The sequence below is a fragment of the Vreelandella aquamarina genome, assembly GCF_020075495.1.
GTDB classification, from domain to species: domain Bacteria; phylum Pseudomonadota; class Gammaproteobacteria; order Pseudomonadales; family Halomonadaceae; genus Vreelandella; species Vreelandella aquamarina_A.
This window is the reverse complement of record NZ_JABYQT010000003.1, coordinates 436,806-459,547: the sequence shown is the minus strand read 5'-3', so window position 1 is coordinate 459,547 and position 22,742 is coordinate 436,806. Positions and strand designations below refer to the sequence as shown.

At 59.6% G+C, this 22,742-nt stretch carries 22 protein-coding genes; 13 read left to right on the top strand and 9 right to left on the bottom strand.

Features of this window, described 5'->3' with window-relative positions:
* Window positions 1-518: gamma-glutamyl-gamma-aminobutyrate hydrolase family protein (locus HW452_RS07545; protein ID WP_224105482.1), on the top strand; the 518-nt coding region annotated here is incomplete at its 5' end.
* Here the strand turns inward: HW452_RS07545 and tpx are convergent.
* The gene (gene tpx / locus HW452_RS07540) at window positions 508-1,011 is read right to left on the bottom strand and encodes a thiol peroxidase (protein ID WP_224105481.1); all 504 of its coding nucleotides are present in this window, start codon (window positions 1,009-1,011) and stop codon (window positions 508-510) included. The genes HW452_RS07545 and tpx overlap by 11 nt on opposite strands.
* Window positions 1,012-1,114: 103 nt before the next feature.
* Here tpx and HW452_RS07535 point away from each other — a divergent pair, with 103 nt between their 5' ends.
* Window positions 1,115-1,828 carry a glutamine amidotransferase gene (locus tag HW452_RS07535; protein ID WP_224105480.1) on the top strand — a complete coding sequence of 238 codons (714 nt, stop codon included), beginning with the start codon at window positions 1,115-1,117 and terminating at the stop codon, window positions 1,826-1,828.
* Here the strand turns inward: HW452_RS07535 and nfi are convergent.
* Together nfi and HW452_RS07525 are read right to left on the bottom strand one after the other, a co-directional pair.
* On the bottom strand, window positions 1,812-2,522 hold the full coding sequence (gene nfi, locus HW452_RS07530) for a deoxyribonuclease V (RefSeq protein ID WP_224105479.1): 711 nt from the start codon (window positions 2,520-2,522) through the stop codon (window positions 1,812-1,814). The two genes, HW452_RS07535 and nfi, sit on opposite strands and share 17 nt — an antisense overlap.
* A gap of 119 nt (window positions 2,523-2,641) precedes the next feature.
* Complete coding sequence (locus HW452_RS07525) at window positions 2,642-4,357, bottom strand: DEAD/DEAH box helicase (protein WP_224105478.1); 1,716 nt, start codon at window positions 4,355-4,357, stop codon at window positions 2,642-2,644.
* Between the two features lie 544 nt (window positions 4,358-4,901).
* Here HW452_RS07525 and HW452_RS07520 point away from each other — a divergent pair.
* Window positions 4,902-5,099, top strand: coding sequence for a CsbD family protein (locus HW452_RS07520; RefSeq protein WP_224105477.1), 198 nt, complete (start codon window positions 4,902-4,904; stop codon window positions 5,097-5,099).
* 120 nt (window positions 5,100-5,219) lie between these two features.
* Window positions 5,220-5,708 carry a PRC-barrel domain-containing protein gene (locus tag HW452_RS07515; protein WP_224105476.1) on the top strand — a complete coding sequence of 163 codons (489 nt, stop codon included), beginning with the start codon at window positions 5,220-5,222 and terminating at the stop codon, window positions 5,706-5,708.
* A 121-nt stretch (window positions 5,709-5,829) separates the two neighbouring features.
* On the opposite strand, the gene HW452_RS07510 is transcribed toward HW452_RS07515, so the two are convergent.
* Window positions 5,830-6,828 carry a glutathione S-transferase family protein gene (locus HW452_RS07510; protein WP_224105475.1) on the bottom strand — a complete coding sequence of 333 codons (999 nt, stop codon included), beginning with the start codon at window positions 6,826-6,828 and terminating at the stop codon, window positions 5,830-5,832.
* A gap of 97 nt (window positions 6,829-6,925) precedes the next feature.
* The gene (locus tag HW452_RS07505) at window positions 6,926-7,837 is read right to left on the bottom strand and encodes a LysR family transcriptional regulator (protein ID WP_224105474.1); all 912 of its coding nucleotides are present in this window, start codon (window positions 7,835-7,837) and stop codon (window positions 6,926-6,928) included.
* 732 nt (window positions 7,838-8,569) lie between these two features.
* Here HW452_RS07505 and HW452_RS07500 point away from each other — a divergent pair.
* Window positions 8,570-10,225, top strand: coding sequence for a peptidoglycan DD-metalloendopeptidase family protein (locus HW452_RS07500; RefSeq protein WP_224105473.1), 1,656 nt, complete (start codon window positions 8,570-8,572; stop codon window positions 10,223-10,225).
* A 94-nt stretch (window positions 10,226-10,319) separates the two neighbouring features.
* Here HW452_RS07500 and HW452_RS07495 read toward each other — a convergent pair whose 3' ends face one another.
* A complete protein-coding gene (locus HW452_RS07495; RefSeq protein WP_224105472.1) occupies window positions 10,320-11,957 on the bottom strand; it encodes a L,D-transpeptidase family protein in 1,638 nt (545 codons plus the stop codon).
* Window positions 11,958-12,062: 105 nt separating this feature from the next.
* Between HW452_RS07495 and HW452_RS07490 the strand changes: the two genes are divergently transcribed.
* From HW452_RS07490 to HW452_RS07470, 5 genes are all read left to right on the top strand, one after another.
* A complete protein-coding gene (locus HW452_RS07490; protein ID WP_224105471.1) occupies window positions 12,063-12,785 on the top strand; it encodes a murein L,D-transpeptidase catalytic domain family protein in 723 nt (240 codons plus the stop codon).
* Between the two features lie 97 nt (window positions 12,786-12,882).
* On the top strand, window positions 12,883-13,902 hold the full coding sequence (locus HW452_RS07485; protein ID WP_224105470.1) for a patatin-like phospholipase family protein: 1,020 nt from the start codon (window positions 12,883-12,885) through the stop codon (window positions 13,900-13,902).
* A gap of 301 nt (window positions 13,903-14,203) precedes the next feature.
* Window positions 14,204-15,556, top strand: a complete 1,353-nt coding sequence (locus tag HW452_RS07480) for a NarK family nitrate/nitrite MFS transporter (RefSeq protein ID WP_224105469.1) — start codon at window positions 14,204-14,206, stop codon at window positions 15,554-15,556.
* A gap of 106 nt (window positions 15,557-15,662) precedes the next feature.
* Entirely contained in the window at window positions 15,663-16,964 is a 1,302-nt protein-coding gene (locus HW452_RS07475; RefSeq protein WP_224105468.1) for a nitrate regulatory protein, read from the top strand.
* A gap of 93 nt (window positions 16,965-17,057) precedes the next feature.
* On the top strand, window positions 17,058-17,744 hold the full coding sequence (locus HW452_RS07470; RefSeq protein WP_224105467.1) for an SDR family oxidoreductase: 687 nt from the start codon (window positions 17,058-17,060) through the stop codon (window positions 17,742-17,744).
* 3 nt (window positions 17,745-17,747) lie between these two features.
* On the opposite strand, the gene HW452_RS07465 is transcribed toward HW452_RS07470, so the two are convergent.
* Entirely contained in the window at window positions 17,748-17,915 is a 168-nt protein-coding gene (locus HW452_RS07465; RefSeq protein ID WP_224105466.1) for a hypothetical protein, read from the bottom strand.
* A 29-nt stretch (window positions 17,916-17,944) separates the two neighbouring features.
* Here HW452_RS07465 and HW452_RS07460 point away from each other — a divergent pair, with 29 nt between their 5' ends.
* The 3 genes from HW452_RS07460 to HW452_RS07450 all read left to right on the top strand — a co-directional run bounded on the left by HW452_RS07460 (window position 17,945) and on the right by HW452_RS07450 (window position 21,340).
* Window positions 17,945-18,937, top strand: a complete 993-nt coding sequence (locus HW452_RS07460) for an LLM class flavin-dependent oxidoreductase (protein WP_224105465.1) — start codon at window positions 17,945-17,947, stop codon at window positions 18,935-18,937.
* A 116-nt stretch (window positions 18,938-19,053) separates the two neighbouring features.
* The gene (locus HW452_RS07455; protein ID WP_224105464.1) at window positions 19,054-19,548 is read left to right on the top strand and encodes a GNAT family N-acetyltransferase; all 495 of its coding nucleotides are present in this window, start codon (window positions 19,054-19,056) and stop codon (window positions 19,546-19,548) included.
* A 124-nt stretch (window positions 19,549-19,672) separates the two neighbouring features.
* Complete coding sequence (locus HW452_RS07450; protein WP_224105463.1) at window positions 19,673-21,340, top strand: methyl-accepting chemotaxis protein; 1,668 nt, start codon at window positions 19,673-19,675, stop codon at window positions 21,338-21,340.
* Window positions 21,341-21,408: 68 nt separating this feature from the next.
* Here HW452_RS07450 and HW452_RS07445 read toward each other — a convergent pair whose 3' ends face one another.
* A complete protein-coding gene (locus tag HW452_RS07445) occupies window positions 21,409-21,975 on the bottom strand; it encodes a DUF1415 domain-containing protein (protein ID WP_224105462.1) in 567 nt (188 codons plus the stop codon).
* A 76-nt stretch (window positions 21,976-22,051) separates the two neighbouring features.
* Window positions 22,052-22,723, bottom strand: coding sequence for a GntR family transcriptional regulator (locus HW452_RS07440; protein ID WP_224105461.1), 672 nt, complete (start codon window positions 22,721-22,723; stop codon window positions 22,052-22,054).
* Window positions 22,724-22,742 lie beyond the last annotated feature (19 nt).

The window sequence follows — 22,742 nt, the reverse complement described above, 5'->3', positions numbered from 1 at the left end:
ATATTCAGGCAACCCTCTACGGCGGGGAAATCCAGCTCGACGTGCGTCTTGACCCGGCCCGCGACGAACTCGAGCTTAGCCTGCTCGAGCGGTTCATTCCGCTCAACACCCCGGTGCTGGGCATCTGCCGGGGTGCCCAGTTGATCAACGTACACCTGGGCGGCACCCTGGACCCTGATATCTACACCACCCACGAAGGGTTGAAGCGCAGGCGCACGGTACTGCCCCGCAAGACGGTGGACATTGTCGGCGACAGCCAGCTCTATCGGCTGCTGGGCGTGACCTGGTGCCGAGTCAACAGCCTGCATCACCAGGCGGTCAATGAGGCGGGCCAGGGCATTGCGATCGTTGCCCGCGACCGCGACGGGCTGGTTCAGGGCATCGAATCCCGGGAACACGATTTTCTGATCGGTGTGCAGTGGCACCCCGAGTGGCTGATCTTCAACCGCCCCCAGCAGCGCCTGATTCGTGCCCTGCTGGACGCGGCCAAGCAGCGCCAGAGAAACGCTAGGCGTTGAGGGCCGCAAGCGCGGCATCGTAATCGGGCTCGTTCTTGAGCTCGCTGACCAGCTCGCTGTGCAGCACCCGGTTATCGACATCCAGCACGACCACGGCGCGGGCGCAAAGCCCCTCCATGGGGCTGTTGCATAGTGCCACGCCCCACTGCTTTTGAAACTCCCGGTGGCGGAAGGTCGACAGCGTCTTCACGTTATCAAGCCCTTCTGCCCCGCAAAAACGCTTGGCCGCAAAGGGCAGGTCCGCCGATACCACCAGCACGACGGTATCGGCAAGCGTGGATGCCAGTTCATTGAAGCGGCGCGTGGACATTGCACAGGTGGGCGTGTCCACACTGGGAATGATGTTGAGCACCTTGCGCTTGCCGGCATAGGTATCAAGGGTCACATCTTGCATATCGCTTGCGGTCAACGTCATGGCCGGCGCGGTTTCGCCCTTGGCGGGCAGCAGGCCATCGACATCCATCGGCTCGCCGGCGCGGGTAATTTGCTGCATGAAGCCTCCTCACATGGTATAGGTGATAACTCATCAAAGCGCACTGAACGACACAATTCCTCCCGCGTAGCGGGCGTGTTTCCTTCATTACCAAGAGTATGCCATGCCGTCAGTATTGATCGTAAAAACGGGCGATGCTTTTCCAGAGGTCGCTGCAAAACACGGCGATTTCGGGGTCCTGTTCGAACAGCCCATGAAGCGTGTCGTACCCTATACCATCATCACGGTATGGGACCCGCGCGCCGAGTCTGATGCACCGGCTCTTGCTGGCCTGGATGGCATCATCATTACCGGTTCCAACAGCATGATCAGCAACGCTGAACCTTGGAGCGAGGCGCTCAAACCCTGGTTAAGAGAGGCTCGCAAACGCAATATTGCCATGCTGGGCGTGTGCTATGGGCACCAATTGATGGCAGAAGCTTTCGGCGGTTCAGCAGGCGACCATCCCGATGGCCGGGAGGCAGGCACTTTCGAAGTGGAGCGTACGCACGCGGCCGATAGCGATCCACTGTTCAGTCAGCTTCCTACGCGGTTCATGGCGCATCTAACCCACGGCCAGTCGGTACTGATCAAGCCATCTGACGCTGTCGTTCTGGCTTTCAATAGCCATGATCACCATCAGGCGCTGCGCTACGGCCCTCGTCAGTGGAGCGTTCAATTTCACCCGGAGTTCAATACCGATATTCTACGTGCCTACATCGAGCGCATGGAAGATGCGCTGATCGAACAGGGTGAGGACGTCAGCGCCTTGATCAAAAAGATAGCGGAGACACCCCACTCGACCAGCCTGCTTGAGCGGTTCATGACGTTCTTGTAGCCCTTTCCCGGCGTTTCTCGACGCGCCGGGAAGCCAGCCGGTCCGCCAGGCGGGTGGGCTCGGGCAGCTTGGTTCGCCCAAGGCACTGCATGACCCAGCTAAGCGATGTTTCAAGCGACATGCGGTGGCCTGGCGATACAAAGATAGGCTTCACCTTTTCCCGGGAGCGTAACACCGCACCGATCGTTTCTCCCCGCGCGGTGAGCGCCGTCCAGTCACCGCGGCGCTCCCCCACTTCTTCATGCTTGCCGTACAGTCGCGACTTGGCGACCCCGATCGTGGGCAGGTCGAGCCACAGCCCCAGGTGGGCGGCGATCCCGAGCCTTCGTGGGTGGGCGATTCCCTGGCCATCGACCATGACCAGTTCGGGCCTTGTGCTGAGCTTTTTAAACGCCCCGAGCGCGGCCGGAATCTCACGAAACGAGAGTAGCCCCGGAATATAGGGCATACGCGTGGGTTCGCGGTGGACGATCTGTTCGACGACAGCGAGATCCGGCGCCGTGGCCGGGTCCCACTTGAGCAGCACGACCGCTGCGCGCGTCGTGTCTCCATCATCTTCAAAGCCGATATCCATACCGGCAATATGGGTGACCGGATCGATACGATCGGTCAGTTCCAGACGCTGGGCAAGCTCTTTTTGCAGGGCAATGGCCTCCTGAGGGGCCAGATTCCATTCGTGTAGCGCGCTGTTCATCGTCGACTCCCTGTCGTGATATGACTGAATGCTCTTCAGGGTAGCAAAAAAATGCCCCCGCACCGTTTCCGGGCGGGGGCATCGGGCGCGGCGAGTGCCGCTAGCCAGCGTCTGGGCGCTTACGCTTCGCGACGACGAACCGGCGCATCGCCATCATCACGGCGGCGGCGCGGGGCGCGCTCAGGGCCGCTGTCTTCGCTGATTTCCAACGGACGGCCGGCCACACGGGCGCGCGCCATCTTGGTCAGGATCGTGGCGGGCAGACCGCTTGGCAGTTCAACGACCGAGAAGGCGTTACGGATATCGATACGGCCGATACGCGCACCTTCGATACCGCCTTCATTGGCCAGGGCACCAACCAGCTGGCCTGGCTTGACGCCGTCTTTATGGCCAACGGAGACGCGGTAGCGGGTCATGCCTTCGCTGGGTGTGCGCGGGCGCTCGCCACGCTCACGACGCGCACCCGGCCGGGCGCTGCCCCCATCACGCGTAGAGCGCTCTTTGCGCGGTGCCTGCAGGCGGCCAATCGGCGCCTCGTCAGCACGTGCCATGGCAGCAAATGCACAGGCAAGCTCGACCGCATCGTGGCCTTCTTCCACCAGACGCTCGACCAGCGCACGCTGCTCTTCGGCACCTTTGGTCAACGCCGCCACTACACGATGATGAAACACTTCATCGCGATGGGCGCGAATGGCCGCTTCGTCAGGCAGCGGCATTTCGGTCATTTTCTGACCGGTTGCCTGCTCGAGCCAGCCGATCTTGCGGCCTTCACGGAAACCTGCAAAGGTGATCGCCACGCCGCTGCGTCCCGCACGGCCCGTACGACCGATACGGTGCGTGTAGGCTTCGGAATCCTGGGGCAGGTCGTAATTGATAACGTGCGTGATGCGCGGCACGTCAAGACCACGGGCGGCAACGTCCGTTGCAATCAACACATCGACCTTGCTGCGCTTCAGGCGCGTGATCGTACGCTCACGCAGGCTCTGATCCAGGTCACCGGACAGGCCGGCTGCATTGACACCACGCGCAGTCAGCTGCTCGACCAGGGTGGTACACGCAGCACGGGTACGTACGAAGACGATAGCGGCATCGACCGGCTCGACTTCAAGAATACGTGCAAGGGCTTCCAGCTTGGCGCCGCCATCGACGCGCACGATGCGCTGTTCGATGTTTTCACCGGTGGTGGTGCGCGACTCGATTGCCACCTTGACCGGATCGACCAGGTAACGATTGACGATACGCTCGATTTCCGTCGGCAGTGTGGCCGAGAAGAAGACACGCTGAGCATCTTTCGGGGTATCGGCGACCACGCGCTTGACGTCGTCGATAAAGCCCATGCGCAGCATTTCGTCGGCTTCGTCCAGCACGAGTGCGGACAAGCCATCCAGCTTCAGGCTGCCACGATCCAGGTGATCGATGATACGGCCGGGAGTACCCACGACGACCTGGGCACCGCGCTTCAGCGCGCCCAGCTGCTCACGGTACTCTTGACCACCGCACAGGGTTGCCACTTCAAGGCCCTGCAGGTTTTGACCATACTTGCTGAATGAAACGGCAACCTGCTGAGCAAGCTCGCGGGTCGGCGCCATGACGAGTACCTGGGGTACGCGACGCTGGATATCCAGACGTGACAGTAAAGGAAGCGCAAAGGCAGCGGTCTTGCCCGTACCCGTTTGCGCCTGGCCCAGCATATCGCGGCCTTCCAGCAGCGCAGGAATGGTTTGCGCCTGAATCGGCGAGGGAGTTACATAGCCCTGTGCTTCAACAGCAGACAGAACGGCAGGCAATAGAGCCAGATCGCCGAAGCTCGGCGAGGCGACAGAAGTCGAGGTCATTAATCACACCTTGGTAGGCCGGCAGTACCGGCAAAAAGCATCGTAAGCGTCTCTGACTCTGTTATCGCTGCATAAAAAGCATCAATAAACAGACTCCGCCAGGCGGATAATGTCATCAGTGGAGTCGGAGACGCCGGTCGCACCTGGCATCCGGTCGGCAAACCTCTATATTTCAAATTCATAAAGGGCCAACCGCTGTGGCGACCTTCTGCGCCGATTTCACCCGTTTGGTGAAATGCTGGAGGCGCGCCATCTTCACAGCAATGAACATCTGCAGTTGGCTAGATGTTCCCGCAAGCCTTCCTACGTATCTGCAGTGAAACTATTTCATGATGAAACTATTTCACAATAAAACTACGTAGCTAAACGCTTATCGTCGTGATGGAGGGGTCAACACATGCGAGGAGCGCGCATCCTACCACCGCCTCAGCAGGAAAACCAGCCTTTTTACTTAACCAATAGTAAACTTTTTGGCTTGCAGCTGTGTAAATATAGTCTAAGTTAATAAATGTCCTTATACGTTCAGCAATGCAAGGAGCACCACATGAACTGGGATCAAATCGAAGGCAAATGGACCGAAGTGAAAGGCAAGGCACGCGCCAGCTGGGGCGAGCTGACTGACGATGAACTTGATCAGATTGGTGGCAAGAAGGACCAGCTGGTGGGCAAGCTCCAGCAGAAATACGGCCTTGAGCGCGAACAGGCGGAAAAGCGGGCCGACGATTGGGCTGACGGCCTGTAAGTTGCGCGTCAATCATATTGAGTACGTCATGCTCGATTGGTCTTGATCGGCATGAAACCATCGAATGTGGTGGCCTGTTCACCCTTGGCCACCACATCGTCAGTCACAGGGAGAGACGCTATGCGCAAGTCAATGCTTACAACTGCCATCGGTACCGTTCTGCTCGGTAGCCTCTCATTGGGTGTGCAGGCGGCAGAGCAGGAGCCACAAGGCATGTATTCTGCCGACGATATCCTCGGTGCGGATGTCTACTTTGCCAACGGTTCCGGTGATGAAATTGGTGAGGTAGACGATATTCTGTTCGATGAAGACATGCGTATCAGCGCCTTGGTAGTCGAAAGCGGCGCCGTGCTGGGCCTTGGCGGACGCGAACTGGTGGTCGGTACGGATTACTTCTCGCTCGAGACGCATACCGAAAGCGATGGCGATACCGAACACCGCATCATTCTCGATGCAACCACCGAGGAAGTGGCCGCCTTCCCTACCTATGATCGCGACTGGTGGGAACAGACTAAAGCCAACGCCCGCGACGCATGGCAAACCACTCGGGATGGGGCACAAAGCGCCTGGCAGTCCACGCGCGATGCCGTTACTGACAACCACCAGTAACCCCTTGGTGTCTCTCATGAAGCGTGTTTGACTACCTGCTGTTGATCGCAGCCTTGAGCAGGCCGCCCCACCGGGCGGCCTGTTTGTTTTTGGGTTTACTGGTGCGAGTTTACGCTTGGCATCACCGCTGCGCGTTACGAATGCCCTGCCCGCTCAGACGCTCACGATCATGGGGGCGATCAAAGTCGAGCCACGGGCCAGCCGGCACGATACGCGTCGGGTTGATCGTATCGTGGCTGTAATAGTAGTGGCGTTTTATATGATCCATATTGACCGTTTCCGCCACGCCCGGCCACTGATAGAGCTCGCGCAGATAGTTCGACAGATTGGGAAAATCCTCGATGCGCTTGTAGTTGCACTTGAAGTGGCCATAGTAGACCGCATCGAATCGAACCAGGGTGGTGAACAGGCGAATATCCGCCTCTGTCAGCCATTCGCCTGCCAGATAACGCTGATGTGACAGCCGTGTCTCTACTCTTTCCAGCGCTTCGAACAGCGCGTTGACATGCTTTTCGTAGACATCCTGCTCCGTGGCGAACCCCGTCTTGTAGACGCCATTATTGATATGGTCGTATACGTCGGCGTTGACGTCATCGATCACGTCGCGCAGATCATCCGGATAGAAGTCCAGGCGATTATCGGTCAGCTCGTTGAAGGCGCGGTTCAACATACGTACCTGGTCGGCCGACTCGTTATTGACGATCGCACTGCGTTTTCTGTCCCACAGCACCGGTACGGTCACTCGCCCCGTATAGCTCGGGTCCGTCATGGTGTAGAACTGGTAGTGATAGTCGACGCCGTTGAGCGTATCACCGCTAGAGCCTTCATCGCGGTTGTACGTCCAGCCTTTATCCAGCATCAAAGGACTGGTGTGCGATACCTCTATGAAGGACTCCAGCCCTTTCAGCTTGCGCATGATCAAGATACGGTGTGCCCAAGGGCAGGCAAGCGAGACATAAAGGTGGTAGCGGTTCTTTTCCGCCGGATAGACGTTGCCATCGGTTTCCGGCGCGCCACCTATCCAATCGCGCAGCTGCGCCGATTCACGCACGAACTCTCCACCGCTTTTTTTGGTGTCGTACCACTGATCATGCCATTTTCCGTCAACGAGCAGGCCCATCGGTCCATCTCCTGAAGCGTAAGAAGTATCAAGCATTTGCAACTGATATCAGCATAAGCGGATAGGCTGATTGCTCAAGCGGATGTTTTACCGGCTTTCATTCGAGAGAATCGAACTGTTGGGCGTGTTCCTCGTTCACGGCCTGTTTCAATGCCGCCGCCATGGCGTGGGCGGCAGGGCCTGCGCGATCACGATCACGGAAGATCATCTGAACAGGCACTTGGCGAATGCCACCCGCGGCCAGCGGCAAGGGTTTCAGATGACCGGCTTGAATCTCGTCGGCAATACGTGTTTCGGGCATCCAGGCAAATCCGAGTCCTCGCTTGAGCATGTCCAGCGACGTGTTCAGATGGCCCACCGTCCAGCGCTGTTCCGCCTTGAGCCAGCCGGCGTTGGCCGATTGACGCAGTGCAGAGTCACGCACCACCAGTTGGCGGTACTGGGCAAGATCGCGCAGGTCCAGGGCGCGCCCCAGCTGGTGAAGCGGATGCTCTGGGTGAGCCACCGCGATAAAGCGCACGGAAACCAGTGGCTCGCCCAGAAAACCTTGAGCTTCGATACCTGAAATCACAAGATCTGCACGTCCGTCGTAAAGCATCTCGATACCGCCGTTGAGGACGCTTTCATGCAGCTGAACGCGCACCTGGGGGTACATCTCCGAAAAGCGTTCGAGCGCCTTGGCCTGAGCGGACGCCGGAAAGACCTGATCGATCGCCAGCACTACTTCGGCTTCGAGACCAGCAGCCAGACGGCTTGCCACATCCTCAAGCGAGGCGGCGCTTTCGATGAGCTGGCGCGCACGACGCAGCAGCAGCTCACCGGCTTCGGTCAAGCGTACCTGGCGGCCGACTGGCTCGAGCACCTCGACCCCCAGTTGCTCCTCCAGCTTGTGCACTGCATGGTTCAGCGTGGAGGGACTTTTGTGTATGGCCTCTGCCGCGCGGGCGAATCCTCCATGATCAACCACCGCTGCCAGCATTTGCCATTGTGCAAGTGTTACCCGGGACATTTCGATTTCCTCGATGCTTTACAGCCACACGAGCCGCTTGATTTTCGAAAACATCGCTAGGATGCCAGCATTTTGCTGCGAGTACCGCATAGCGTGCCATATTTCTGATGTCCCGCTTGTCGCTCACGGCTGAATGATGCCTTCCAGGCGCTGTGCACACTCGCCACGCACCCACGCTGGATGGATGCTGCTCTGCGCAGGTGGCAACGTGAAGCGGCGTTTCCAGACCATTTTAACTTTTTGTTACAAAAATATGGGCGTCTTGGCTACGCGGCTTAAGTATGAGAGACACTTAGCGTCCTTAGGTTTATGCTCGGTCCGCGGTCAACAAAACTTGATCAACATCAAGAAAAATTCAAGTCGTTGTTTCGAATAACAAAAATAATACAAACTGCCGAGCCCCCTGCAGCTGTCTTTTACTCAAGCGTTATACAACCTTTACACGAAGGCGATATTGTCTATGATTGGGTCAGTAAATAGGCCATTATCAGCGCTGACGCTTGCTTTTTCATGCCTCCATCAGGCGACACTGCTGAGCGGGATCGTTTACTTTAGTTAGCAAACAGTGTTCAGAAATAGCATTCTTCTCTAGGGGGCTTCTACTTTTTACGTAGCCGCCTGGCGGGTGTATGGATATACAGTCTATGCACCCCCTGTTTCATGGGGTATGGTTCCGGGGTTTGCTCACTTTCAAGTTACTTTTTGATCACGAACTCGGCGGCCTATTTACCCATGTTGCGAATCCTTCATTCGCTGCCCCGCACGCATAAATTATTACTGTTACCCGTGGCCACGATGGTCACTGTGCTGGGCGCACAAAAATTAATTACAACGTATCAAGATCTGAACCAACCCCAAACTCCGCTTGAGAGCGTGCTGGTACCGCTTCCAAGCGACTCGGCTCCCGGCATCCCATCGCTTCATCAAGAGCGCACGCCGGTCGCCGACGCCATCAACCGTGCCTCCCGCGCGATCGATGCCACCCGCGATCATATCCCGCTCAGCGACCTGACGGCCAAGGAGATCGTTGATCTGGACGTTATTTCCAGCGCTGAAGCCTCCCTTGCCGACTATCCACCACCAAGCACCATGCTCGATCATGGCGCCCTGCACATGGCAGTGGTTGTTGGTACGCTGACAAGCGGCATGCTCGATGTCGACCCGACTTCTTCTGTCGAAATCGCCGATGCCACTTCCTACGAAGACTACGGAATCGACCTGTTCGATGACGTTTCCTTTCTCGAGCTCGAGCTTGCCGCCGAAGAGCCGTTCGTGCCCGAGTGGGAGACGCATATCGTCGAATCTGGCGAAACCTTCGCGGTGCTGGCCCAAAACGAGCTGGGGCTAGGTTACAGCGAAGTGCTGGCACTGCTGGACGACCTGCCCGAGCCGCGCATGCTGACCAACTGGCGCGCAGGCCACAGCTTCGACTACCAGCTGGACGAGAACGGTCGTCTGATGGCGCTGCGCATGATGAAAAACACCCGCGACGGCGTTATGATAGAGAGCGACGCTGACCATTTCGCCGTTACCGCCATCGAGCGTCAGGGCGAGCCGGTTCAGCGCCTCTATGCAGGTAGCGTCAGCGGTAGTTTCGCCCGCTCCGCCCAGGCCACCGGCTTGAGCAGCAGCTCGGTTACCGAGCTGACCAAGCTGCTGGAGAAGAAGCTGGACTTCCGGCGCGACAGCCGCCGCGGTGATGAGTTTCAGGTGCTGGTCGAATCCGACATGATCGATGGTGAAGCCCTCGATTCGCGCGTGCTGGCAGTCAAGTACAACGGCGAGCGCATGGACCTTACCGTGGTGCGTAACGCAACAGACGACCACTTTTATACGCCGGAGGGCAATAGCCTCGATCCTTCCTTTGCGCGCTACCCGTTTGAAGGCAGTTACCGCTTGAGCTCGAACTTCAACCCGCAGCGCAAGCACCCGGTGACCGGCCGCATCAGCCCGCATAACGGCACCGACTTTGCCATGCCGATCGGCACGCCGGTGATTGCCCCCGCCAATGGTCGGGTCGAGCGGGTGGCCAATCACCCTGCCGCCGGGCGCTACATCGTGATACGCCACGACAACGGCTACCGCACACGCTACCTGCATCTTTCCCAGCCGCTGGTCAGCCAGGGCGAACGCATCACCATGGGCGAGCGTATTGCGCTTTCCGGTAATACCGGCCGCAGCACCGGGCCTCACCTGCACTATGAAGTCATCGTCAACAATTCGCCAGTCAACGCCATGACCGTCGACTTGCCGGAGAACATGGGGTTGAGCGGCGATACGCTGATTGCCTTCCAGCGCCAGGCCGAGCCCATGCTGGCTGCCCTCGATAGCGGTGAGACAGGCACCATCAGCGTTGCAGACTACCGACCAGAGAGCAGTGCCGATTGACAGGTAATCGCCTCATCAAACAATAACGCCGCCCCATGGGGCGGCGTTATTGTTTTGAGCCAATAGCCTTGGCGGTATCGATGTTGGCTGCAGACTACACCGAGCGCTGCAGCGCGGCGAGCAGTGACGCATCGCGGTGGTAGATATCCGAGCGGAACTCCACCTCGCCTTCGGCATTCGGCCAGGCCGTGAGATAGTGCAGGGCCACCGGAATACGCTGAGGCAGGTTGACGTTGCGATCGCTGCCACCGCTATTCAACAGCGAGCTCAGCTGATAACGGCTGCCGCTATCCTGCAGCAGCAACTGGGCAAATTCCCGCACCCCTTCCACCCGCACGCAGCCGGAGCTCAGGGCCCGCTGGTCACGCTGAAAAAGCCCCTGGGCCGGGGTATCGTGCAGGTAGATCATGTCATTGTTGGGAAAGCGTACCACGACCCTGCCCAGCGGATTGCCGCCTCCCGCTACCTGACGCAGCATGACGCTGCCGGGGCGCTGCCAATCCACCTCGGCAGGGTCCAGCTGGGCACCGGACATGTTGATGACCTGCATGTTGTGCTGGCTCAGGTAATCGGTGTTCTGGCGCACCCTGGGCAGAACGTCTTCCCGCATGATAGTGGGCGGAATGGTCCAGCTGGGATTGACCGTCAGATGGCTGATGGAAGAGTGGATGATGGGCGTCTCGCGGCGCGGGGAGCCCACCACCACGCGCGCATTCCACTGCTGACCGTTTGGCCGGATGTAGTGCAGCTTAAAGCCAGCGATATCCACCCAGACTCGCGGTTCATTGGCCTGCAGCGGAGTAATCCAGCGGGCGCGCTCCAGGTTGACCCGCAACTGGTCCACCCGGGAAGCAACTGGCGCGTTGATCGCCAGGCGGGTCTTCTCGCCCACTATGCCGTCATCTGTCAGCTGATGGCGCCGCTGGAAACGTTTGACCGCCCGTTCAAGCTCGGCATCGAAGGTCCGCCGGTCGCCGGCAACCTGAACGCCGATCATCGGGTAGGCGCTGCTGTCTGCCGGCAGCAGGCCAGGCTCGCCCCATAGCGTCAGCCGCTGGCGCAGAATGGCCACGTCGTCATCCACATCCCCCGGACGCAACGACTCCTCCCGTGCGCCAAGATAGGGCGCGCTGCCCAGGGTCGCAATCTGACGGTAATGGCTGAGCGCGTCGCGTAGCTGCTGGTATTCGCTTGAAGAGGGCCTTGCCAGTGCAAAGGCACGCTCCAGGTCGTTGTCATCCACCGCGTGGACTACCCGGAGCAGTGAATAGCCGCGCTCGGGGCGCGCCACGTCCCAGTTGGGTTCCACATCACGCGGGTTCACCTTGCCGCGTTCCAGATGATCCAGCGCCAGCAGCAGCGCCTGAGTCGCCTGGATATCGAAGGCGGCCTGGGCGGAATCACCGTCGCGCTGGCTGCGCTGAAACTCGCCCACCAACCGGTCGGCACGGTAGTCAGCGGGATTCAAACCATCGTTTTCCAGCGTCTCGAGCGCAGCTACCAGCCCCTCGACGGCCGACTCGCTCTGCCACGCCGGTTTTTCGCTACGCAACCGATAAAATTCTTCCACCGGCAGACGTCCACCACGTTCTGCGCTCAGGTGCTGCGCAAGTGCCTGTTGAAGCGGCGCACTGTCCGCATATGCCGGTAGTGTACCGAAGGGCATTTGGGACAGCGTCAGACCTAGAGCGGCCCCTATCGCCCAATGTCTTAGTGTCTGCTTCTCGTTCATCGCCCTCTCCTTGCGTTACCATGAGTTCCCATTCGCGGCATGCTTACTTCTATCATAGCCGTTTACTTTTTTCCGTCGTTGCTATCGTCGGCAGGATTGCTCTTTATGGTAACCCGTTTGCGTCCTTTACCCCTGGTGTGCGGCCTGTCTTTCGCATTTGCCAGCCTCCCTGTTCAAGCCAGTAGTTTCTTTGCCAGTGTTGCGTCCACCCCGCCGCCAGGCGTCTCTCCCCTTCAGCATCAGCTGCTGCAACTGGCCCCGACCGCCACCCCCGAAGCATTGCGGCTCGCTGCCCAGGCGCTTAGCTGCGCAGACCCAAACGCCGAACGGCTGGCCGTGATCGACTACTCGCTGCCCTCTACCGAACCGCGCCTGTGGGTATTCGACCTGCGCCGCCATGAGCTGCTGTTCGAGGAGCTTGTCTCCCACGGACAGGGCTCCGGGGACGCTTACGCCGACGTATTTTCCAATACCCCCGAAAGCTATCAATCAAGCCTTGGGCTGTTTCGCACCATGAACAGCTACTACGGGCGCAATGGCTATTCGCTGCGTCTCAACGGGCTGGAGCCTGAGGTCAACGATCTGGCCTACGAGCGTGCCATCGTGATTCATGGTGCCGACTACGTCAGCGATGCGTTCATCGCCCAGACCGGTCGGCTTGGACGCAGCCACGGCTGCCCGGCGGTGCGCCAGGATATTACCTATCCGCTGATCGACAGCCTGCGCGAAGACCAGTACGTGTTCGCCTACTACCCCGACCAGGAGTGGCTTGCCACTTCGAGCTTTCTGCGCTGCAACGCCGGCGCAACGCACCTGGCGCAGCGCTAGCGGTCTCACTGGTTTGCAGGTCGCGGGGGCATTCTTGTGCCATGCTGGGTAAACGTCGCAGTGCAGCATAGTACCCATCTACTCAGGATGAGCGCCCATGACGCAAACCAAGAAGCTGGATCTCGCCTTGCAAGGGGGCGGCGCCCACGGCGCCTACTCCTGGGGCGTGATTGACCGCCTGCTCGAAGACGAGCGTATCGAGATCGAAGGCATCAGCGGTACCAGCGCCGGCGCCATGAACGGCGTGGTCATGGCCGATGCCTTTACCCGAGGCGACAAGACCCTTGCCAGGCAGGCCTTGAAGGCGTTCTGGCAAGCCGTCAGCCGCGCGGGAATGGCAAGCCCCATACGGCGCTCTCCCGTGGATATCTGGACCGGCAACTGGAGCCTTGATGGCTCGCCCGGGTATCTGGCCATGGACATCATGACCCGCCTGGTATCGCCCTACCAGTTCAATCCGATGAATATCAACCCGCTGCGCAAGATCGTTGAAGCCCATATCGATTTCGAGCGCGTGCGCCGCTGCGATCAGCTGAAGCTGTTCGTCACCGCCACCAACGTACGCTCCGGCAAGCAGCGCGTCTTCCGCCGTGAGGAGATGAGCCTGGATGCGGTCATGGCATCAGCTTGCCTGCCGCAGATCTTTCAGGCCGTCGAGACCGATGGCGAAGCCTACTGGGACGGCGGCTACATGGGAAATCCGGCGCTGTTCCCGCTGTTGGAGGAGTGCAGCGCACGCGATATCCTGCTGGTGCAGATCAACCCCATCAGTCGCGATACGGTGCCCACCTCGGCGGCAGCGATCATGAACCGGCTCAACGAGATCACCTTCAACTCTGCGCTGATCAAGGAAATCCGCATGATCGCGCTGCTCCAACACGCCCTGCAAGAGCAGGGTATCGAAAACTGCTACCAGCAGGCCCTGTTTCACCGTATCAGCGGCGAGAAGGCGCTGGAGGAGCTTTCAGTGTCGAGCAAGCTCAACTCGGAGTGGGCATTTCTCAGCCATCTTTTCGAACAGGGACGCGCCGCCGCCGGGCGTTGGCTTGAGGACAACTTTTCCGCCATCGGTCAGCGCTCGACGCTCGACATCGACTCGGTCTACCTGCACGAATAAACGGCACTCATCTGATGCATGTTGGCGCCCCGGCGCTCGTCCATGGCGCGCCGGGGCGCGTCTGCGCCCATGCCTGCCCACCCTTCTCATACCTAACCAAATGAAAAGAAAGATAAAAACATCCTCTGGCGAATTAATTGCTTGATCAGGTCTTGAAGCGGTAGGCGTGGACCAGGCCCGGATGGGTACGAGTGCGTCGAGCCTGACCTTCAACGACGAAGGCATGTTCTCGTAAACACGTGGCGCGACACAGCGGTTCGGCGTTACGTGATGCTCAACTGGTTCCCCATGAGGCCTTTCCATGGACATACGTAACAAAGCCAATCGTATTCGGTTGTTCAACTTCTCGACGCCACACATGCGCGCCTTCCATTTGTCGTGGTTTGCTTTCCACGTCTGCTTTTTCGGCTGGTTCGGCATCGCGCCGCTGATGGCAGTGGTACGCGAAGACCTGTCGCTGACCCAAACCCAGATCGGCAACACGATCATCGCCTCGGTGGCGATTACCGTAATGGTCAGGCTGCTGATTGGCCTGCTGTGTGATCGCCTGGGTCCGCGCAAGACCTATACCGGCCTGCTGGTGCTTGGCTCGATCCCGGTCATGGGCATTGCCTTTGCCGACAGCTTTGAAACCTTTCTGCTGGCGCGACTGGCCATCGGTGCCATCGGCGCTTCTTTCGTGATCACTCAGTACCACACCACGATGATGTTTGCCCCCAATGTCGTGGGTACTGCCAATGCCACCAGCGCCGGTTGGGGCAACCTGGGCGGCGGCACGACACAGATCCTGATGCCGCTCATCTTTTCAGGGCTTTTGATGCTTGGCGTCAGCGAAACACTAGGCTGGCGCCTGGCCATGGTAGTGCCTGGCGTCGTGCTGTTCGTGACCGGTATCGGCTACTGGTTTCTCACCCAGGATGCGCCGGACGGCAACTTCAGCGACCTGCGCGCCCGGGGCGAGCTGCCCGAGGCCACGGGTGAAAACGGCCCCATGCACAGCTTTCTGGCAGCGGCGAAGGACATTCGCGTCTGGGCGCTGTTCATCGTTTACGGGCTGTGCTTCGGCGTCGAGCTCACGATCAATAACATCGCCGCCATCTACTTTTTTGACCACTTCGAGCTGAGCCTGGCCACTGCTGGAATGATTGCCGGGCTGTTCGGGCTGATGAATATCTTTGCCCGCACGCTGGGCGGCGTGTTCTCGGACCTGTTTGCCAGACAAAACGGATTGAAAGGACGCGTACGCTGGCTGTTCATTGCCCTGGCTTGTGAAGGCATCGCACTGATCGCGTTTTCGCAGATGCACGTACTGAGCCTCGCCATCGGCATCATGCTGGTGTTCAGCCTGTTCGTACAGATGGCCGAAGGCGCCACGTTCGGCGTGGTGCCATTCATCAACAGAAGCGCACTGGGCGCCGTTGCCGGCATCGTGGGCGCCGGCGGCAACGTGGGCGCCGTCTTGGCCGCGTTTTTGTTTCGCAGTGAAAACCTGAGCTATCAGCAGGGCCTTTTCTATCTGGGGTTGACCGTACTGGTACTGGCCTCCTGCGTGCTGGTGGTTCGCTTCAGCGATGCCACGGAAGCTCGCGAAGCTCGTGCCTACCGCGATGCCGCAGGCAGTGACACAGGTTCAGGAGCGCTGTCATTACGTTAATGCCAACCACGACATAACACGCCCGCCCTGACCCGCGGCACGCTCGCCCCGGCCGCTTTGCGTGTCGGGGCACAGGGGTCACGGCGGCGAGCAGGAGGAAAACGCCATGTCACCCGCGCAAAAGCTGCTCTTGACCGCCATTCGTTGCGACATAGATAGCCTCACTCATTTGGCCACGACGTCGGAAATCGTCGGCGACATCAGCCGCTTCATTCATGGGCTTCAACGCGAGCGCGGCGCCTCGACGGTCTATCTCGCCTCGCAAGGCCAGCGTTTCCAAGCCCGCCGCCAGGCCTTTCTCAAGCACAGTCAGGAGGCCGAAGCGCTGATGCGCAAGCGCCTGGAAGCATTGAGCGAAGAGGCACGCCCCCAGGCCGCCGCCCGCCTTTTACGTCGCATTGCGGCGGTGTGGCGCGCCCTTGATGACCTGGGCGCTCTGCGCGGCGCCGTGGATGTATTTGCCATTTCCCCGGATGCAGCCACCCAGGCCTTCAATCACTTGATCAGTGGTCTGCTGGCCGTCGTGTTCGAAGCCGCCGATACCGCCGACGACCCGGAGATTACTCGCGCCCTGGTGGCCATGTTTCATCTGATGCAGGGCAAGGAGCTGGCGGGCCAGGAGCGAGCCTGCGGCGCATTCGGCTTTACCCTTGGACATTTTGATGACGCACACCGCAAGCTTCTGAACCAGCTGGGCGAGGATCAGCAGCGCTGTTTCGATACCTTCATCGAGTTTGCCACGCAAGAAGCCGAGCGCGACTGGCAACAGGCGGTTTCGAGCAGCACGCTGACCGGCATTCATCAGCTGCGCGAGGCGGCGTGCCACCCCGCCTATCGGCAAGCGGGTTCCAGCGCGCTGGGCGATACCTGGTATGAGCTGACCACACTGCGTATCGATGCGATCAAGAGCGTTGAAGAGGCTCTCCACAAGCAGCTCATCACCCTTTGCTACCGCAAGATCGCCAAGGCCCAGGTCGCCCTCGAGCAGGCCAGGACCCAACCACCTCACCACACGGGGACGCCCTGTGAACAGCTGCTCGCCCTGAGCGATGCCAGAGACGCTACCAAGGACCACGCTCAGCCGCTAGGCGACTTGACCGCCAGTGCGCTGACCTCGCCACTTGGCCGCTCGCTGATCGCGCTGACCCAGGCGCAGTCCAGCCGCCTGCGGGGACTGAGCGATGAGCTTGAAAGCACGCGCAAGGCGCTGCGCGAGCGCAAGCTGATCGAACGCGCCAAGGGATTGATCATGGCGCACCAGGCCATGAGCGAGGAAGAGGCCTATCGCTTTCTGCGCAAGACCTCCATGGATCAGAGCAGAAGCATGGCGGATATGGCCCAGGCGATTCTCGATCTTTCGCCCATTCTCGATAAAACGGCCTCAAGCGCCCGTCAGGCGGGCTGCTGATGCCGGACCCGGCGTATCACCGCTGGTTTGCAAGATCGCCCTGTATTAGCCATTCTGAAAGTTCATGTCTATGGCTTAGCAAGGAGTGCAACCATGCAACACGGCGTGTTACTGATTACCGGCGCCTCGAGCGGCATTGGTGCAGCTACCGCACGTGCCGCCGCACGAGAAGGTTATAAACTGGTGCTTGCCGCCCGCTCCATGGACAGGCTCGAAGCGCTTGCCCAGGAGCTTGGGCCGGAAAACGTCCTGACCTGCGAGCTTGATGTCACCGACATGAACCAGCAGCAGGCAATGATCGACCAGACGCTGGAAACCTTTGGTCGACTGGATGCCGTGTTTGCCAATGCCGGGCGCGGCGGCTCACCGGGTGGGTTCAGCGGCGCTGATCACACCGCCTGGCGAGACATGATCCTGACCAATATCTACGGCGTGGGCCTGACGCTTCAGGCAAGCCTTCCCGCGCTCAAGCGCAGCAAGGGCCATGTGCTGATGACAGGCTCTGCCGCAGGCCGCACGACCATTCCGGGCTCCATGTACAGTGCCACCAAATGGGCAGTGACCGGCATAGGGTATAACCTGCGTGAAGAGCTGCGCGGTTCTGGCATGCGCGTCACACTGATCGAGCCTGGCATGGTGGACACGCCCTTTTTCGACGACCCGCCGGAGCATGCCCTGGAAGATCGCGATATCGCCAATGCGGTGGTTTACGCGCTTGCCCAGCCGCCCCATGTCGATGTCAACGAGATACTCATTCGCCCCACTCCGCCAGGCGAGTGAGCTTTACGCACCAGAAAGTGAATGAGCCAGCCCGCGGTCGGGCTGCGCCTTGTATTTCACCTTTCCTGCCCGCATAAACGGGTTACCAAGCGTGCTAACCAACCACGCCGATGCGGTATCGCCCTTGCTGTCTGTTTTTTTATTACATTGCCTCGGCGCTGTATCCGGCACGCACTCTCCTTTCCACGAGCAGGTGAATCATGAGCCAACTAGCCTCTACGGCGCTTTCCGTTCTCGACCTTGCCCCCATTCGCCAAGGTTCAAGCGCTGCTGAAACGTTTCGCGACAGCGTTTCTCTGGCCCAGCGGGTCGAGCAACTGGGCTATACCCGTTACTGGCTCGCCGAGCACCACAACATCCCGGGTATCGCCAGTGCCGCCACGTCTGTGCTGATCGGCCACGTGGCCGGCCATACCTCGACACTGCGGGTAGGCAGTGGTGGCATCATGCTACCCAACCATCCGCCGCTGGTGATTGCCGAGCAGTTCGGTACGCTGGAAACGCTCTACCCTGGGCGTATCGACCTTGGCCTTGGCCGCGCGCCGGGTTCAGACGGCGTCACCATGCGCGCCCTGCGGCGCAGCGCCCACGCTGGGGTCGATGACTTCCCCGAGCAACTGACCGAGCTGCGCCGCTACCTGGGTGACGCCGAACCCGGCCAGCAAGTGAAGGCCGTTCCCGGTCAAGGTACCCATGTACCTATCTGGCTGCTGGGCTCCAGCGGCTACAGCGCGCAGCTGGCAGCCAGGCTCGGCCTGCCGTTCGCCTTCGCCGCCCAGTTCGCCCCGGGTTACCTGTTCGAGGCGCTACGGCTGTACCGCGACAACTTCCGCCCCTCCGAGCATCTGGACAAGCCTTACGCCATGGTCGGGCTGCCGGTCATTGCAGCCCAGAACGATAGCATGGCGCACTATCTGGCCACGTCGGCACAGCAGAAGTTTCTCAACCTCATCCGCGGCAAACCTACCCAATCGCAGCCGCCCGTCGAGCAGCTCGACTGGTCGCCCATGGAGCAGTCGCAGGTAAACCAGTTCCTGGGGGCGGCAGTGATTGGCGGCCCGGAAACCGTTAAGGCCGGGCTAGAGGAGTTTCAGGCGCGTACCGGAGCGGATGAGCTGATGATCAACAGCGATTTCTATGACCATGCGGACCGGCTGCGCAGCTACGAAATCGTGGCAGACGTGGCGAGATGAGCGCAACGCTTGACGCTCACAGAACGCTCATCGACTAGCGTGGCTCTGCTTGGCCGGGCGTTGGGCCTGGCGTTTGCCGCGCTATGGACTCTTTTGATATTGATCAGGTACTGCGCATGTCTGAACTCAGTTTTACGCCCATGACCGCTGATGATTTCGAGCTGTTCTGGCCCACTTTCAAGGCAATCGTATTAGAGCAGCACACCTACGCCATCGACCCGGACATCAATTACCAGGCAGCTTACACGCTGTGGTGTGAAGTCCCCCGCACGACGTTTGCCGTCAAGGATTCAGCCGGTGAGCTGGTGGGAAGTTACTACCTGAAAGCCAACGCGGCAGGCCCTGGGGACCATGTATGCAACTGTGGCTATATGGTGACCAGTGCCGCCCGGGGCAAGGGCGTGGCCCGCGCCATGTGCGAACACTCTCAGGAGATCGCCCAGATGGCCGGCTTTGAGGCCATGCAGTTCAATGCCGTGGTAAGCACCAATGAAGTCGCCGTGGCACTCTGGCAGCGACTGGGGTTCAGCATCGTCGGCACCGTCCCGAAGGCGTACCGCCATGCCTCGCTTGGGCGGGTGGACACCCACGTCATGCACAAAATTCTATAATTCATGATTTTTTCCTAAATCATTTTCGCTCCGCGCCGATAGAGTAGCTAACGCAGTGAACTAACGTGTTCATTGCGTTGGTCTTTTCCTACCTTCTGCTCCTTCTGTGCGAGATGTCGAGATAATGAAAGATTTACCTGTGAAATATGCCCTGGCTGGTGCATTAGGCTTGCTGGTGATAATGCTGATGGTCATAGCGGCGCTTGGCATACAAGCAGAACGGAATGCGGTCAAGAACCTGACCGCGCTGGATGAAGTGGCAGCCAGGCAGGTAGCCTACATCAATCGTGCCGAAGTCAACCTGATGGAGATTCGGGTACGTCTTGCACGCTATCAGGACTATACCGCCCAGGGCGATTCAGCGCTGGCCGCACAGTCACTGGAACTGGCCCAGGCAGCGTTGACGCGGGCCGATAATCGGTTCAACGAGTTCCGCTCGATTTCCATCCCTGGCGATTCGCCCCGCGCGCCGCTGGTGGCCTCGCTTGTCAGCGAGTACGAGCGGCTGATGACGCCGGCGTTTCACACCGACCTGCAGCGTGGCAACTTTACTGCTCTGATGGTTCATCGCGAACGCCTTAATGCAGATTTCGATGCATTCACGCAAGGCGTGCGTAACTTCAACGCCTACGCTCAGACGTTTGCCCAGGCGACCGCCTCCCAGGCCCAGTCCACGCTTAATCGCGATATGTTGATAAGCGGTACCTTGATCGCTATAGCATTGATCATGTACCTGCTGGTCCAGCTGGGCATCAATCGCCTGGTAGTCACTCCCCTGCAGCGCGCCGTCACGCTTTGCGAGCGAATTGCCCAGGGCGATTTGACCAATGATATCGAAGCACGCGGACGCAACGAGATTGGCAGGCTGTATAGCGCCATGCGCGACATGCAAGCCCAGCTTCAGCAGATGATTGCCACGCTTGGCCACAGCAGCCGGGCCGTGGCGGCAAGTTCCCAGGAAATCGCCAGCGGCAGCCAGGATCTTGCCTCGCGCACCGAACAGCAGGCGGCCGCCATTCAGCAGACCGCGGCAAGCATGGACGAGATTTCCTCCATCGTGCGCCAGAACGCCGATACGGCCACCCAGGCGGAAAAACTGACGGTAAGCGCCGCGCAAAAGGCAGAACAGGGCCAAAACGAAGCCCAGCGCTCCGGCGAGTGGATGCGTGATCTCGAGAAGGATTCGCAGAAGGTTCATGACATCGTTCAGGTGATTGATTCCATCGCCTTCCAGACCAATATCCTGGCGCTCAACGCTTCCGTAGAAGCCGCTCGGGCCGGTGAACACGGCCGTGGCTTTGCCGTGGTGGCGAGTGAAGTTCGCTCGCTGGCCACCAAGACCTCCAACTCGTCGAAGGAAATTCGCACGATGATCGAGGACATTGCCCAGCGCATTGCCGAAGGGGCGAGCCAGGCCATCCATAACGGTGAGAGCATGGGTCAGGTCAACACCGCCATTCGCCACGTGACGGACATGATGCAGGAGCTGGCGTTGGCAGCCAAGGAGCAGGAATCCGGAATTGCACAGATCAGTACGGCGATTGCCCAGATGGATTCCGTTACTCAGGAAAACGTCTCGCTGGTAGACGCGACCAGCACGGCCTCCGCCTCGCTTGAAGATGAAGCGACGCGGCTGGCGCAGCTCGTGGGCGCGTTCAAGCTGTCCCACGCCGGGCAGCCTGTCGCGCTAAAACCGGCTCCCGCCATCAAGCCGACCGCCACCTCACCACGCGGCAAGCCTGCCGCGCTCAGCAAGCCCGCAACGTCAGAGCCTGAGTGGGAAGCATTCTAGATTTTCCGGTAGTGTCAGCCCGGGCGGCTTGGGCTGCCCGGTGCCAATGCCTGGATATCTCCATCCTTTCAATCTTTTGGTACGCCCTGGGCCAGGGCGTCCTGCAAGTAGCGCTCGGCCTCATCGCCCCCCATGGCGGTCAGGTGTTCGATATTGCGCTCAGGAATCGCCGACGTGTCGCCATAGAATTCGATGGCCTTCTCCACGCTGGCCTCGCGCAATAGATGCACCATGGCGTAGGGGGAACGGTTGGTGTAGTTCGAGGCGTCGTCGGGTTCTGCTCCGTCGAAGCAGTAGTCAGGATGGAAGGTCGCCAGCTGGTAGATACCTTCATAGCCCTGCTCGACCAGGATGCTTTCAGCCAGCTCAACGTAATCCAGATAATGCTCGAAATCCCTGAACAGGGTAGGAAATACCAGCAGCGTGGTTTCGGTTTCAGGATGCTCATCCAGCCACTGAACTTCCGCCATCAGCTCTTCGAGCGCAACCTCGAGTTTCTTTGAACGCACTACTTCCACGCGAATGGCGCCGCGCTCGACTTCGCGCTGGGCAAAGGGGCAGATGTCGTGCGCCACGATAAACCTGCGCACCCAGCTCAATGTCTGCTCGGCCACTACCTCATCTGAATATTGCATTACGCCATACGCTCTCTATCGGGTTGGATGCGCGCCAGTGTACACCTTTCGACAAGCGTAACGCCCGAGCCGGTGCTCAGCGGCTGTGTGACAGAAAGCACTGCAGCGCCACATCGTAGGACGTGCGAATATGATCATCCAGTAGCGCCCGAGCGGCCTGGCCATCGCGTTTCATGGCAAGCGCTACCAGCTCGTGGTGCTGCTGGTCGAGCTCCTGGCGCACCGTGGGCATCCTGGGGCCCAGGCGGCGATAGCGATCAAACTGATCGTGAAGCTGTTCGATGAACCGCAGCAACCAGACAGACCCGCAAGGGGCCACCAGGGTGCGATGGAACTGGGTATGCAGGCGCTCCCACTCGTCATCCTTGTCGAGCGTCATGTCAGCGCACTTCAAACGGTGTTCGGCGGCGAGCAGGTCGGCCTCCCAGGCAGCATCGCCATGCACGATGGCTTGTTCGAACGCCATGCCTTCCAGCGCCAGGCGCATCTGGGCGATGTCATCGAGTTCATTGCGTGAAAGCGTCGGTACTCGAAAGCCACGCTGATTTTCCTGAATCAGCAGACCGTAGGCGGCAAGCTTGTTCAAGGCCTCGCGTAGCGGACTCAACCCTACCTGATACTGTTCCTTCAGGGCATTGATCGCCAACTTTTCGCCAGCGGCAAAGCGCCCTCCTACCAGATCCTTGCGTAAAATATCATAAATGCGACTCGATGCCGTGCTGGTAGGGGGCTGGATATGCTGGGTCATGATAGGGTCCTTTCGTCCA

Excerpts from the sequence above, each read along its gene's own strand:
- tpx (WP_224105481.1), bottom strand. The coding sequence starts at position 1,011 with ATGCAGCAAATTACCCGCGCCGGCGAGCCGATGGATGTCGATGGCCTG.
- HW452_RS07535 (WP_224105480.1), top strand. The coding sequence starts at position 1,115 with ATGCCGTCAGTATTGATCGTAAAAACGGGCGATGCTTTTCCAGAGGTC.
- nfi (WP_224105479.1), bottom strand. The coding sequence starts at position 2,522 with ATGAACAGCGCGCTACACGAATGGAATCTGGCCCCTCAGGAGGCCATT.
- HW452_RS07525 (WP_224105478.1), bottom strand. The coding sequence starts at position 4,357 with ATGACCTCGACTTCTGTCGCCTCGCCGAGCTTCGGCGATCTGGCTCTA.
- HW452_RS07520 (WP_224105477.1), top strand. The coding sequence starts at position 4,902 with ATGAACTGGGATCAAATCGAAGGCAAATGGACCGAAGTGAAAGGCAAG.
- HW452_RS07515 (WP_224105476.1), top strand. The coding sequence starts at position 5,220 with ATGCGCAAGTCAATGCTTACAACTGCCATCGGTACCGTTCTGCTCGGT.
- HW452_RS07510 (WP_224105475.1), bottom strand. The coding sequence starts at position 6,828 with ATGGGCCTGCTCGTTGACGGAAAATGGCATGATCAGTGGTACGACACC.
- HW452_RS07505 (WP_224105474.1), bottom strand. The coding sequence starts at position 7,837 with ATGTCCCGGGTAACACTTGCACAATGGCAAATGCTGGCAGCGGTGGTT.
- HW452_RS07500 (WP_224105473.1), top strand. The coding sequence starts at position 8,570 with ATGTTGCGAATCCTTCATTCGCTGCCCCGCACGCATAAATTATTACTG.
- HW452_RS07495 (WP_224105472.1), bottom strand. The coding sequence starts at position 11,957 with ATGAACGAGAAGCAGACACTAAGACATTGGGCGATAGGGGCCGCTCTA.
- HW452_RS07490 (WP_224105471.1), top strand. The coding sequence starts at position 12,063 with ATGGTAACCCGTTTGCGTCCTTTACCCCTGGTGTGCGGCCTGTCTTTC.
- HW452_RS07485 (WP_224105470.1), top strand. The coding sequence starts at position 12,883 with ATGACGCAAACCAAGAAGCTGGATCTCGCCTTGCAAGGGGGCGGCGCC.
- HW452_RS07480 (WP_224105469.1), top strand. The coding sequence starts at position 14,204 with ATGGACATACGTAACAAAGCCAATCGTATTCGGTTGTTCAACTTCTCG.
- HW452_RS07475 (WP_224105468.1), top strand. The coding sequence starts at position 15,663 with ATGTCACCCGCGCAAAAGCTGCTCTTGACCGCCATTCGTTGCGACATA.
- HW452_RS07470 (WP_224105467.1), top strand. The coding sequence starts at position 17,058 with ATGCAACACGGCGTGTTACTGATTACCGGCGCCTCGAGCGGCATTGGT.
- HW452_RS07460 (WP_224105465.1), top strand. The coding sequence starts at position 17,945 with ATGAGCCAACTAGCCTCTACGGCGCTTTCCGTTCTCGACCTTGCCCCC.
- HW452_RS07455 (WP_224105464.1), top strand. The coding sequence starts at position 19,054 with ATGTCTGAACTCAGTTTTACGCCCATGACCGCTGATGATTTCGAGCTG.
- HW452_RS07450 (WP_224105463.1), top strand. The coding sequence starts at position 19,673 with ATGAAAGATTTACCTGTGAAATATGCCCTGGCTGGTGCATTAGGCTTG.
- HW452_RS07445 (WP_224105462.1), bottom strand. The coding sequence starts at position 21,975 with ATGCAATATTCAGATGAGGTAGTGGCCGAGCAGACATTGAGCTGGGTG.
- HW452_RS07440 (WP_224105461.1), bottom strand. The coding sequence starts at position 22,723 with ATGACCCAGCATATCCAGCCCCCTACCAGCACGGCATCGAGTCGCATT.